This window comes from Stenotrophomonas maltophilia (assembly GCF_013464915.1).
Classification (GTDB): Bacteria; Pseudomonadota; Gammaproteobacteria; order Xanthomonadales; family Xanthomonadaceae; genus Stenotrophomonas; species Stenotrophomonas maltophilia_AT.
In genome coordinates this window covers 26,823-39,208 of sequence record NZ_RAVT01000056.1, presented here as the reverse complement: position 1 = coordinate 39,208, position 12,386 = coordinate 26,823, and the positions used below count along the sequence as shown (strand labels likewise).

11 protein-coding genes are annotated in these 12,386 nt (G+C 68.2%); 6 read left to right on the top strand and 5 right to left on the bottom strand.

The genetic code is table 11. The annotated features are described in order from the left end of the window. Positions 1-106 precede the first annotated feature (106 nt). A complete protein-coding gene (locus D7T59_RS18325) occupies positions 107-718 on the bottom strand; it encodes a superoxide dismutase (RefSeq protein ID WP_005410310.1) in 612 nt (203 codons plus the stop codon). Positions 719-938: 220 nt separating this feature from the next. On the opposite strand from D7T59_RS18325, the gene D7T59_RS18320 reads away from it, so the two are divergent. Together D7T59_RS18320 and D7T59_RS18315 are read left to right on the top strand one after the other, a co-directional pair. After that, positions 939-1,391: a guanyl-specific ribonuclease gene (locus D7T59_RS18320; protein ID WP_180851766.1), complete on the top strand. Its 453-nt coding sequence runs from the start codon at positions 939-941 to the stop codon at positions 1,389-1,391. After that, complete coding sequence (locus D7T59_RS18315; RefSeq protein WP_049429109.1) at positions 1,391-1,804, top strand: barstar family protein; 414 nt, start codon at positions 1,391-1,393, stop codon at positions 1,802-1,804. Before D7T59_RS18320 ends, D7T59_RS18315 begins: the two co-directional genes overlap by 1 nt. A gap of 165 nt (positions 1,805-1,969) precedes the next feature. On the opposite strand, the gene D7T59_RS18310 is transcribed toward D7T59_RS18315, so the two are convergent. Next, positions 1,970-3,733 carry a hypothetical protein gene (locus D7T59_RS18310; protein WP_180851768.1) on the bottom strand — a complete coding sequence of 588 codons (1,764 nt, stop codon included), beginning with the start codon at positions 3,731-3,733 and terminating at the stop codon, positions 1,970-1,972. Positions 3,734-3,743: 10 nt separating this feature from the next. Then, positions 3,744-4,343, bottom strand: coding sequence for an NfuA family Fe-S biogenesis protein (locus tag D7T59_RS18305; RefSeq protein ID WP_164135971.1), 600 nt, complete (start codon positions 4,341-4,343; stop codon positions 3,744-3,746). Between the two features lie 90 nt (positions 4,344-4,433). On the opposite strand from D7T59_RS18305, the gene D7T59_RS18300 reads away from it, so the two are divergent. The 3 genes from D7T59_RS18300 (at position 4,434) to zupT (ending at position 6,105) form a co-directional block, all read left to right on the top strand. Continuing rightward, entirely contained in the window at positions 4,434-4,784 is a 351-nt protein-coding gene (locus D7T59_RS18300; RefSeq protein ID WP_005410315.1) for a 4a-hydroxytetrahydrobiopterin dehydratase, read from the top strand. Next, positions 4,781-5,197 (top strand): energy transducer TonB, encoded by a 417-nt coding sequence (locus D7T59_RS18295; protein ID WP_164135970.1) that lies wholly within the window; start codon positions 4,781-4,783, stop codon positions 5,195-5,197. Before D7T59_RS18300 ends, D7T59_RS18295 begins: the two co-directional genes overlap by 4 nt. 98 nt (positions 5,198-5,295) lie before the next feature. After that, positions 5,296-6,105 (top strand): zinc transporter ZupT, encoded by an 810-nt coding sequence (zupT, locus tag D7T59_RS18290; protein WP_057495581.1) that lies wholly within the window; start codon positions 5,296-5,298, stop codon positions 6,103-6,105. Positions 6,106-6,651: 546 nt separating this feature from the next. On the opposite strand, the gene D7T59_RS18285 is transcribed toward zupT, so the two are convergent. Further along, positions 6,652-7,626: an RluA family pseudouridine synthase gene (locus D7T59_RS18285; protein ID WP_049433696.1), complete on the bottom strand. Its 975-nt coding sequence runs from the start codon at positions 7,624-7,626 to the stop codon at positions 6,652-6,654. Positions 7,627-8,033: 407 nt separating this feature from the next. Here D7T59_RS18285 and D7T59_RS18280 point away from each other — a divergent pair, with 407 nt between their 5' ends. After that, positions 8,034-11,330 carry an Rne/Rng family ribonuclease gene (locus D7T59_RS18280; RefSeq protein ID WP_180851770.1) on the top strand — a complete coding sequence of 1,099 codons (3,297 nt, stop codon included), beginning with the start codon at positions 8,034-8,036 and terminating at the stop codon, positions 11,328-11,330. 171 nt (positions 11,331-11,501) lie between these two features. Here the strand turns inward: D7T59_RS18280 and D7T59_RS18275 are convergent, their stop codons facing one another. Then, complete coding sequence (locus D7T59_RS18275) at positions 11,502-12,386, bottom strand: endonuclease/exonuclease/phosphatase family protein (RefSeq protein ID WP_180851772.1); 885 nt, start codon at positions 12,384-12,386, stop codon at positions 11,502-11,504.

The following is a 12,386-nucleotide window of genomic DNA, read 5'->3' as shown; positions in this document are numbered from 1 at the left end:
CGGGGGCCCCCCCCCCCCCCCCCCCCCCCCCGSCACTACCGAATGACGACTGCAACAAAAAGGCCGGGGTCTCCCCCGGCCTTTTCATTTCATCCAGTAACGCAGATCAGGCGATCGCTTCCTGGTAACGGCGCTCGACTTCATTCCAGTCGATGACGTTGAAGAACGCGCCGATGTATTCCGGACGACGGTTCTGGTACTTCAGGTAATACGCGTGTTCCCACACGTCCAGGCCCAGGATCGGCGTGTTGCCTTCCATCAGCGGGCTGTCCTGGTTGCCGGTGCTCTCGACCACGACCTTCTTGTCCGGGGTCACGCTCAGCCATGCCCAGCCGCTGCCGAAACGGGTCAGCGCGGCCTTGGTGAAGGCGTCCTTGAACTTGTCGAAACCGCCCAGGTCCTTGTCGATGGCCTTGGCCACGTCACCCACCGGGTTGCCGCCCGCGTTCGGCGCCATCACGGTCCAGAACAGCGAGTGGTTGGCATGGCCGCCACCGTTGTTGCGCACCGGGCCCTGCAGGTTCTCCGGCAGCGACTTGAGCTTCTTCACCAGTTCTTCGACCGGCAGGTCAGCGTACTCGGTGCCTTCCAGCGCCGCGTTGACGTTGTTGATGTAGGTCTGGTGATGCTTGGTGTGATGGATTTCCATCGTCGCCGCATCGATATGCGGCTCCAGCGCGTCGTAGGCGTAGGACAGCTTGGGCAGGGTGTAGGCCATGATGCATCTCCTGATTGCGAGGGCACCCGACGGTGTCGGGCGGTGCGCGGTGAATGATGGGGACAGACCGCCAGATTACCAAGGGGGATGTAAAGGAAATTGCGTCCTGCCAGTGAGCACGACGGCAATTGTTACGCACCGGTGACGCAGCGATCTCCTCATGCACCGTGCAGCGCAGGAGCGCTACAGTGCCTGCCACCCCCTCTGCCCGCCCCWGCCCATGCGCAACCCCCGGCTGCTGATCACCGCCATCGCCCTGCTGCTGCTCGGCCTGGTCGTCAACCATTTCATGCAGCGTCCACCGGCGCAGCAGTTCGCACCGGACCTGCAGGGCACACCCGCCGCGCGTGCGCCGGCCGCACCCGGTGCAGGCAATGACCACGGCCTGCCGACCTTCCTGCCCGCCGAAGCCCGGCAGACGATCGCCCTGATCCAGCGCGGCGGGCCGTTCCCGCACCGCCAGGACGGCAGCACCTTCGGCAACCGCGAACAACAGCTGCCACAGCGTCCGCGCGGTTACTACCGCGAATACACCGTGGACACCCCCGGCGCACGCACCCGTGGCGCGCGCCGCATCGTCACCGGCGGTGATCCGGCGGAGGCGTGGTACTACACCGACGACCACTACGAATCATTCCGCAGCTTCACCGTACCGGCCCAGGGAGCGCAGTGATGAGCCATGACGATTTCGGCCTCGGCCTGCATGACATCAACAACGCTGGCGTCTACGCCATCGACAGCGACGACATCAGCGCATTGGCCGCCGCGATGCGCGACGCCGGGCTGAAGGTGATCCGCATCGATCTGGAAGGCGTGGCCGACAAGCGCACCCTGCTGGCGCGGCTGGCGGCGCAGCTGGATTTTCCGGCGGGCTTCGGCGGCAACTGGGATGCGCTGTCGGACAACCTGCGAGACCTGCAATGGCTGCCGGCCAACGGCTACGCGCTGTTCCTGGCCGACGTGGATGCACTGCGTGCCGCCACCCAGAAGGACTTCGACACCCTGCTGGATGTGATGGATGAAGCCAGCCGCGACTGGGTCGGCCGCGATGTGCCGTTCTGGGTGTTCCTGTCGCAGAGCGCGTAAGGGCACTGCCCTGGTGGATGCCGACCTGGGTCGGCATGCGCTGATGCCTTGGTAGAAGCTGACCCTGGTCGGCGCTTCTGTGCCAACCAAGGTTGGCACCTACCAGAGCGCGAGCCGGCCCTGCCAAAGCGCGAGCTGGCCAGCGCGTGGGTCACGGCCCCCTGCCTAGCGGCTGCCGTTATCTTCCTGCAGCTCTTTCTTGAACGGGATGTCCGGCGGCGGCCGTGCCACCGCCGGCTGGTCCTGCATGTTCGGATTGGTAAGGCCACAGCCACCACCGGCCTGCAGGATCGAGATCACACAGGAGATCTTCGTACCGGTACCCGGCAACGGAATCTCCATCGACTTGATGCCCTTGCGCACCCATTCGGCCAGCAGCGATTCCTGCGGCACCCAGTACTTGTCGAACGAGGTCGGCGTGTAGTCGTACGGCGGCCGCTTCAACCAGGTGCCGGACTGCGCGATGCGCTCCTTGCTCCAGCCATCGTTGGCGCCACCGGGGGCACCACGCTCGGCGTGACCGTCACCCTCCTGCCCTGGCACGCGCACGCTGCCGTCGGCATTGAACAGGCCACTGCCCTTGCCGGCGGCACTGGCCTGGCTTGCGCCCCTGCTGGCGCCGTCGCGGTTGCGGCTCGACGCGCCCCAGTCGTCGCCCTTGGCAGGCGTGGCCCAGTTGCCCGGGTTGGGAGCCGGGCGCGCGCCGGCCTGGGCCGGTGTCGTGCTGGAGGCGGACGGCCGTGGCGTGCTGGTGGCCTGGCTCGCACTGCCGCTGGCCGCAGGCGCCGCCGTTGCCGCCGGCGCGCTGCCGCTGGACGTTGAAGAAGCCGCCGCGGGTGCCGAGGCAACTTCGCGCTCCCGCACCTGCAGGTCACGGCCCGCCGGCGCACGCACGGTCGGCTCACGCCCAGCCACAGTGGCCATCCGCACCTGCGGATCGACCACGGCCTGCACTTCGCGCTCGCGCACCTGTACGTCGCGCTGCGGCACACGGACCTGTACATCAGCCGTGCGCAGCGGCTGCGACACCGCCGGTGCATCGACCGTACTGACTTCGCGCTCCTGCACCGGGATGTCACGCAACTGCGGTGCCCGCACTGCGATCTCCGGCGCACGCAGTGTGGCTGGGGTGGGCGGCGCCTGCACCGGCTGCACGCTGCGCTCGCGCACCGTCGGCGTGGTGTCGCGCGGCACGATGCTGACCTCCGTGCGCGGCATGCTGACCGGCGGCACCACGAAATCCGTACTGGCCTCAGCTACTTCGGTGGCCTGCACCGGTGACGGTGGCGGTGCCGCGACCGGCGCCGGCTCGGATTCGGCAGGCGGCGGTGGCACGCTGGCCGTTGCAGCCGGAGCAGGAGCGGACGCAGCTGCCGACGCGGACGCCGGACGTGGCTCAGGCGCCGTTGCGGCCCCTGCGTTCTGGCCAGCTGCAAGCTGGCCCGGAGGTGCAGCCGCCGCCGCTTCGGCACCGGGCTGATCGCCGCCGCCCTCCTGGGTGGCGCGACCGACGAACTCCACCTGCACGCGCTCGCCCTCGGCACCTTCTTCTTCCGGTGCCGTGGTGCGGATCACTGCCACCCATAGCAGCAGCATGAAGAACAGCAGGTGCAGCAGCGCACTGGCCAATGCCGAGATCCAGCGCATCCAGCGCTGGTCGCGCGGCGCAGCATCCCAGTCCTGCCAGAACAGACGGCGCAGCGCTTGCCAGGGTGACAACCGCGGCAACTGCCCGGGTGGCCCTGGCAGCGGACGCGGCAGCAGCACCGCGATCAACTCGCTGGCGTGCAGCGGCCGCGGCAACGGACCGAGCGAGCGCAGCCACAACGCCCAGCCATACGGCAGGCGCGTGGTCTTCTCGAGGACGGCCCTGGGCTGCTGGCGGGCCAGCAGCAGGTCGATGAACTGCTCGGCCCGGGTCAGAGGCACGCGTCAGCGATCAGGCGGCGTTGCCGCGAGGGATATACGGCGCGTGGCCACTGTCGTGGTCGGTCGCGTCGCGCACGGCGGTCACGCCCGGCACGCGGCCCATCAGGGTCTTTTCAATACCCTGCTTGAGGGTCACATCGGCCATGCCGCAGCCCTGGCAGCCACCCCCGAAGCGCAGCAGCACCACGCCTTCGGCCGAGACTTCCTGCACGGCCACCTTGCCACCATGCGAGGCCAGCTGCGGATTGATTTCGTTTTCCACCACCCAGTGCACGCGCTCGACCAGCGAGGCGGCGTCGCCGGGTGCTTCGCCCTTGATGCGCGGCGCCTTGATGGTCAGCTGCTGGGTACCGGCACTGCCGGCGACGATGTCGATCTCGGCGCCATCGAGCCAGCCGACGCTGCCGGCATCGACATACAGGGTGAAGCCATCGCAGTCCACCGCCCACTCGTCACCGAGCAGGTCGGCCGGCTCGGCGAATTCCAGCCGGGCGTCGGCGCGCGGAGTGCCGGGGTCGACCGCACTGAGGCGCACGCCCATGCCGGGCACGCCCTCGCGTTCGATCAACTTGCGGAAATGGGTCTGGGCAGTGTCGGAGATCTGGATCATCAGGCTATTCTAGCCAAGTAAGCGTCAGCCGCTCATTCGGTTTATACACCGTCCGGCGCATTGTTCAGTCAACACGAGGTGGAGATTCCCATGGCCGACCTGATTCCACTGGCCCAGGCCCGTTGCGTGCCGCGCAAAGGCAGCGACCACAAGCTCGGCGAGGCCCGCCTGGCCGAACTGCTGCCGCAGATTCCCGGCTGGGAGCTGAGCGAGGGCGGACAGGCCCTGACGCGCACCTTCCGCTTCAAGGATTACTACGCCACCATGGCCTTCGTGAACGCGCTGGCCTGGATTGCCCACCGCGAGGACCACCATCCGGACCTGGGCGTGCACTACGACCGCGCAGTCGTGCGCTTTTCCACCCACGACGTGGGCGGCCTGAGCGAAAACGACTTCATCTGCGCGGCAAAGACTTCGGCCCTGACGGAGCAACTGCCATGAACGTACGTTTGCTGAGCCTGTCCCTGATCGCTGCGACCGGCCTGGCCGGCTGTGGCCCGTCCGAACCGCCGGCACCGCCACCGCCGCCGCCGACCGAAGTGGCTGCGGTGAAGACGCCGCCGCCGCAGTACCCGCTTGAGCTGGCCTGCATGGGCGTGGGCGGCACCAGCACCTTCAAGGTCACCATCGGCACCGACGGCAAGCCGAGCGACGTGGCCCTGTTGACCGGCGCCGGCAACCCGCAGCTGGACGAACTGGCCAGGACCGCCGTGCAGGGCTGGCAGTTCAATGCGGCCACCCGCAACGGCCAGCCGGTGCCGGCCACCATCCAGGTGCCGGTCAGCTTCAACCCGCCGCAGCCGAAGCCGGACCAGTGCTTCGCCATCGAAGAACGCCTGCGCCGCGGCGGCTGATCGCCCGCGCCCCGACGAGGCCAGCCGACGCCCGCCTCGCCCCCGCCGCCCCGGCCTTGCCCGGGGCGGTTGTCTGTTGACCAGGACCGCGTCGGTACATGCTGCAGATCCCCCCCGAAAACATCTGGATCGCGCTGGCGGTCACCCTTGCGGCCGGCCTCGCTACCGCCATCGGCAGCCTGCTGGTGCTGTTCTCGCGCCGCCCCAACCCGCGCCTGCTGGCCTTCGGCCTGGCCTTCGCCGGCGGCGCGATGGTCTATGTGTCGCTGTCGGAAATCCTCAACAAGTCCATCGCCTCGTTCGCCCTGGCCTATGGCGAGCGCACCGGTTTCACCTACGGCACGCTGGCCTTCCTGGCCGGCGTGATCGTGATCGTGCTGATCGACCACTTCATTCCCAATCCGCATGACAGCCTGGACAAACAGGACCCTGCGTTCCGCGAGAACAGCCGCGAGTACCTGAAGCGGGTCGCGCTGCTGACCTCGGTCGCGATCACCGCGCACAACTTCCCGGAAGGGCTGGCGACCTTCTTCGCTACGCTGGAAAGCCCGTCGGTAGGCATGCCGCTGGCCTTCGCCATCGCCATCCACAACATTCCCGAGGGCATCGCGATCGCGGTGCCGGTGTACTTCGCCACCCAGAACAAGTTCTATGCGTTCAGTGCGAGCCTGCTGTCCGGCCTGGCCGAGCCGGTGGGCGCGGCGCTGGGCTACTGGCTGCTGTCAGGATCGCTGTCGCACGCCACGTTTGGCTGGGTGTTCGGACTGATCGCCGGCGTGATGGTGTTCCTGGCGCTGGACGAGCTGCTGCCGGCGGCCAAGCGTTATGCCAAGGGCCACGAAACCGTGTACGGACTGGTGGCTGGCATGGGCACGCTGGCGATCAGCCTGGTGTTGTTCAAGTGGTGAAGGGGTTGCGGCCAACGGGCTGAGCCCCCTCGCGGCTGGCGGAGCGACATTCCGGGTTGGGCCGGGCGAGGTGGGTTTGCGGGGGGCGCCGTAAACCCATTCTTGGGGGCTTGGGCGCGCCATCCATGGCGCTTACACCCCCGCAAACCCACCTCGCCCGGCCTCTGACAGGCTATAGGCGTGCCAGCCGCGCGATGAAAGAATGAAAAAGCGAAGCCCGCGCTGTGCGCGTGAGTCGAGCGTGGCTCGACTCTACAAGGGCCGCGTGCGGGTATGGGTCTACGCTGCGGCTGTCAGGTCCGCCTTGTAGCGAGCCGAGCACCGCAGGTCCGGCGAGGGCGAAGAGGCGCGGGTGTCTGAGCGCAGCGAGTTCCGCGCCGCCCCTCGGCGGACCGAGGAGCGCGGGGTACCGGCGCGCAGCGCCGGCTCGCGGATGGCGGCGTGTTTCTTTGGTTACTTTCTTTGCACGAGCAAAGAAAGTGACAAGCCCACTCATCGCAGGGAAGCGACGGCGCCGACCAAGCACCCGGCGCCGCCGAACCGCCGTCAGCGCAGGCGGTCCAGCGCCTCGACCAGCTCGTCCGCCAGCGGCGCGTTCAGCACGTAGGGGCTCTTGCCGTCGTCCAGCGCGAACTCCAGCGAGGCCGCGTGCAGGAACAGGCGCTTCAGCCCGATCTGCTCACGAAGCCGCTTGTTCACTGCCGGATCGCCGTACTTGTCGTCACCGGCCACCGGATGACCCAGGTGCTGGGCATGCACGCGGATCTGGTGGGTGCGGCCGGTCTCGATGCGCACCTCGCAGTAGGAATGGCCGCCCCGGCGCTCCAGCACCCGGAAGTGGCTGATCGATTCCTTGCCGATCGCGTTGACCTGCACATGGCGCTCGCCGCCCTGGCGCAGGCCCACGTGCAGCGGCGCGTCGACCGTCATCACACCGTCGGGCATGCGCCCGGCCAGCAGGGTCAGGTAGCGCTTGCGGATGCCGGCGCCATGGTCTTCACGCAGCAGCGCCTGCAGTTCGCTCAGCGCCGAGCGCTTCTTGGCCACGATCAGCAGGCCCGAGGTGTCGCGATCCAGCCGGTGGACCAGTTCCAGGGTCTGCCCCGGGCGCAGCGCACGCAGGGTCTCGATGGCGCCGAAGCTGATGCCGCTGCCGCCATGGCTGGCCACGCCGGTGGGCTTGTTCAGGGCCAGCAGGCGGGCGTCCTCGAAGACGATGGCCTGCTCCAGGCGGCGCATGAACGCTTCCGGAGGACCGGCCTTGTCTCCCTCTTCACTGAGACGGACCGGCGGCACACGTACCTCGTCCCCCGCCTCCAGCTTGCGTTCGGCTTTGGCACGGCCGCCGTTCACCCGTACCTGGCCGCTGCGCACCAGCTTGTAGACCAGGCTGCGCGGAGCCCCCTTCAGCTGGCCGAGCAGGAAGTTGTCCAGGCGCTGGCCGGCGCGGTCGGCGGGAACGGTGATCATGCGCACGGAAGGCTTGTCGCCAGCGGGTTTGGTCGGGTCTTGGGCGGTCATCAGGCTGTTTATTCTGTTACACTCGGGGGGCGAGATAAGGGATTGATTTCGTTGGAAGTTACTCAGGGCCAGAAGCCCAGCTTCCGACGAATCCGGCACAGTGCGCGACCACCGCCCGCGGGGCGGCCATGTTAGCGGCTCACCGGCCTTCCCGGCCATCGCCGGATGCCTGACACGCAACCGTGCTGAACATGTCCCGCGTGGCGCTCCAGCCTGGCTGACAGCTGCCTGCGGCCTGTAACACCCCAAAATCCATAAGAGTGAAGCGCTCCCGCGGCCTGCCGTGGTGTCGTAGCGCTGGAAACCCAAGCCGCCCTCCCCGCGCTTGCGCGAATGGGCGGCGAACCGTGTCCAGAGGCGAAACCCCATGGCGTTCCGCGCGGTAGCCGCTTGCGAGGAACGCAACAATGAAGCGAATGCTGATCAACGCCACGCAGGCTGAAGAGCTGCGTGTTGCCATCGTGGATGGCCAGTCGTTGTATGACATCGACATCGAACAGCCGTCGAAGGAACAGAAGAAGTCCAACATCTACAAGGGCCGGATCTTCCGCATCGAGCCCTCGCTGGAAGCGGCCTTCGTCGAATACGGTGGTGGCCGCCATGGCTTCCTGCCGCTGAAGGAAATCTCCCGCGACTACTTCCAGGCCGGTGTCGACCACAACAAGGCCGGCATCCGCGAGCTGCTGAAGGAAGGCCAGGAGATCGTCGTCCAGGTCGACAAGGAAGAGCGTGGCAACAAGGGCGCCGCCCTGACCACGTTCATCTCGCTGGCCGGCCGCTACATGGTGCTGATGCCGAACTCGCCCAGCGCCGGCGGTGTCTCCCGTCGCATCGAGGGCGAAGACCGCGCCGCCCTGAAGGACGCCCTGGACAAGCTGAACATCCCTGATGACATGGGCGTGATCATCCGTACCGCCGGCGTCGGCCGCGATGCGGAAGAGCTGCAGTGGGATCTGGACTACCTGCTCAATGTCTGGCGCGCCATCGCCGAGGCCGCGCTGAGCAAGCCGGCCCCGTTCCTGATCTACCAGGAATCGCGCCTGATCGTGCGCGCCCTGCGTGACTACCTGCGCGCCGACATCGGCGAGATCCTGGTGGACACCGAGGAAATGTACGAGCACGCCCGCGAGTTCATGCAGCAGGTGATGCCGCAGACCCTGCGCAAGCTCAAGCACTACAAGGACGACATCCCGCTGTTCAACCGCTTCCAGATCGAATCGCAGATCGAAGGCGCCTACGAGCGCAACGTGCGCCTGCCGTCGGGCGGCTCGATCGTGGTCGACCAGACCGAAGCGCTGACCGCAGTCGACGTGAACTCCTCGCGCGCCACCAAGGGCAGCGACATCGAGGACACCGCGTTCCAGACCAACCTGGAAGCGGCCGAGGAAGTGGCCCGCCAGCTGCGCCTGCGTGACCTGGGCGGCCTGGTGGTGATCGACTTCATCGACATGGCCTCCAACAAGCACCAGCGCGAAGTCGAGAACCGCCTCGCCAACGCGCTGAAGTACGACCGCGCGCGCGTCCAGGTCGGCCGTATCTCGCGCTTCGGCCTGCTGGAAATGAGCCGCCAGCGCCTGCGCCCGAGCCTGGGCGAGTCCAGCCAGATCGTCTGCCCGCGTTGTGACGGCCACGGCCGCATGCGCAGCGTCGAGTCGCTGTCGCTGTCGATCATCCGCGTGGCTGAAGAGCATGCGATGAAGGAGAACACCGGGCAGGTGCTGGTGCAGGCCCCGGTGGAGATCGCCAATTACCTGCTGAACGAGAAGCGCAGTGCCCTGCGCGAGATCGAACAGCGCCACGAGGCGCCGATCGTGATCGTCGCCGACGAGCAGCTGCACACCCCGCACTACACCGTCACCCGCCTGCGCGAGAACGAGCTGGGTGAAGAGAGCAACAAGCCCAGCTACCAGCGCGGCACCCCGCGCAAGCTGCCGGTGCACGCCCTGACCAAGGGCCAGCTGAACATCCCGCCGCCGGCGGTGACCCAGGTCAAGCACACCTCCCCCGCCCCGGTGCGCGAGGAAGTGGAGCCGGCCGCCGTGGCCCCGGCGCCCGTCGCTGCAGCGCCTGTTGCGCCGGCCCCGGCGGGCGGCGTGATCGGTTGGCTCAAGCGCGTGTTCGGTGGCGAACCGGCGCCCGCGCCGGCGCCGGCAGCCCCGGCTGCACGCCAGCAGCAGGACGGCGGCCGCAAGGACCGCAACAAGGATCGCAACAAGGACCGCAAGGACCGTCGCGACGACAACCGTGGCAATGGCGGCAACGGCAACGCGCAGCAGCAGAAGGACGGCGGCAACCGCAAGGACCGCGGTGAGCAGCGCAGCAAGGACGGCCGCAACGGCAACAACGGCAATGCCCAGCAGCAGCCGCAGCAGGGCAAGCAGAAAGAGCCGCAGCAGAAGGATGGCCAGCAGCAGCCGCAGCAGCAGAACAAGCCGCGCAACGAGCAGCAGGGCCAGAACCAGAACCAGCAGCAGCCGAAGCTGAAGCAGCCCAAGCAGCCGCGTCCGCAGCAGCAGGACGGTGACAAGCCGGCCGAGAAGCCGCAGCGCAACGCGGCCGAGGCACCTGCTGAAGCCGTGACCGCAGCGGCAGCCATGGCCGCTACGGCCGTCGCCGCCAATGCGGTGACCGCGCACGAAGCGACCGCACCGGTGGCTCCGGTGGCCACCGCTCCGGCGGAAGCGGCCGCACCGGTCGACACCGCTGCCAACGCTGCCGGCGAGGCCGAGGTGATTGTGGTTGCCGGCGAAGAGGCTGCAACCGACGCCAATGGCGAACAGGCAGGCGAAGGCGCGACCCGCCGTCGTCGTGGCCGTCGTGGTGGCCGTCGTCGTCGTCGCGGTGGTGCCGAGAACGCCGCCGGCAGCGACGCCCTGGGCGATGACCAGGACGATGGTGATGACGGTGATGACGCCGACGGCGCCGAGCCGAACGTCGACAGCGCTGCCGGCACCGCGCCGGTCGCTGCTGCGCAGCCGGCCCGTTCGCAGCCGGAGTTCGACTTCGATGACGAAGCCGAGCCGGTCGCTGTCGAAGCCGAGAAGCCGGCCCGCGCTGCCGCCGCTGTTGTCGCCGCGCCGGTCGCAGTGGTGAGCAGCGCCGTGGTCGAAGCCGCCACCCCGGTCGTGACCGAGGTGCAGGCTACGGTCGAAACCGTCGCCAAGACGGAAGTGGTGTCCTCGCCGGTGCAGACCAGCATGCTCGATGCCATCGACGCCGCTACCCCGGCCCAGCCGGTCGCCGTTGCCGCACCGGTCGCCGACGTCGCTCCGGTGGTGGACGCTGCTGCGCCGGTCATCGAAGCAAAGCCGGTTGTGGCTGAAACGGCCGCGGTGGTTGAAGCCGCTCCGGTGATCGAAGCGAAGCCGGTTGCGGCCGAGGCCGCGCCGATTGTGGAATCGAAGCCGGAGATCGTTGAAGCCGCCCCGGTAGTCGAAGCCCAGCCGCCGGTGGCCGTTGAGGTTGCTCCGGTGGTTGAAGCGAAGCCGGTCGTGGAGCCCGTCGTGGTCGCCGAACAGCCGGTCGCCCCGGTGGCGGTGGAAGCCGCGCCGGTGGAACCCGCTGCCCCGGTCGCCGAGGCCGTGGTGACGCCGTCGATCGACCCGGTGGCCGATGGCCATACCGACGCGGCGGCCCAGGCTGCGGAAGCCAAGGCCGACGAAGAAGACGAAGAGGCCGCCAAGCGCACGCCGCCGGCGAACTGATCGCGCGTTGATCGCGTAGAAAACGAAACGGCGGGGATCGATGATCCCCGCCGTTTTTGTTTGTGCGCCGGGCGCGTACAGCGCCCTGGTAGAGGCCGACCTTGGTCGGCGCCGTTGTTGGAGCGAACGCGGACACGCCCGTGCCAACCAAGGTTGGCAGCTACCAGGACATCAGCGCGCCGGCGCGAACTGCAGGCGGGTCCACACGCCGTAGTGGTCCGAGGCCCAGCGACCGCTGTCGTCGGGCTGGTCGAACAGGAGCTTCGCCTCGCGCGCAACCATCTGGTCCTGCTGGAAGAAGATGTGGTCGATCCGCGAGGGCGCCTGGTAGTAGTGCCGGTTCAACGTACTGACCCCGGCAAGGTCGGTGTTCACATGCACGCTGCCGTAGCTGTCGCCGTAGTGGCTGCGCAGCTCGCTCAGGTCGCCGGCATCCACCAGTGCGTTGAAGTCGCCCGCGATCACCACCGGCGCGCCGGCCGAGGTAGCGGTGATGAAGCGCAGCAGGTCCTCGACCTGGCTGCGGCGGATGCGTTGCCCGCCCTCGTCACTGCGCTCGTTGAGATGCGTGGCGTATACGTTCACCGGCGTGCCGTCGACGTCGATACGCAGGTGAGCAACCGTGCGGTAGTCGTCCAGCGGCTGCAGCAGATGATCGCCGCGGGCAAGGATCGGTCGCCGGGTCAGCAGTGCATTGCCGTAGCGTTTGGGCGCGCCGACCGGATCGGTGGACACGAACACGTACTGGTAGCCGAGCTGGCGTGCCAGCCATTGCGCCTGGTTTCGCACGTTGCGGCGCTGGATCACCTCCTGCAGGGCAACCGCATCCGGCTGCAGGCGCTTGAGTTCGGCCAGGATGGTGCGGCGGCGGCTTGGCCAGTCCTCGCGGTCATGATGCAGGTTGAAGGTGACCATGCTCATGCCTGGCGCGGTGGCGACGCCAGCCGCTGCCGCGGCGGCTGGCTCGGCCGCCATCACCGCGCCCGGCAATGCCAATGCAATTGCCAGCCCCAGGGCACGCACGGTCGTGCGCGCCCTTGCCCCCTGCTGCTTCAT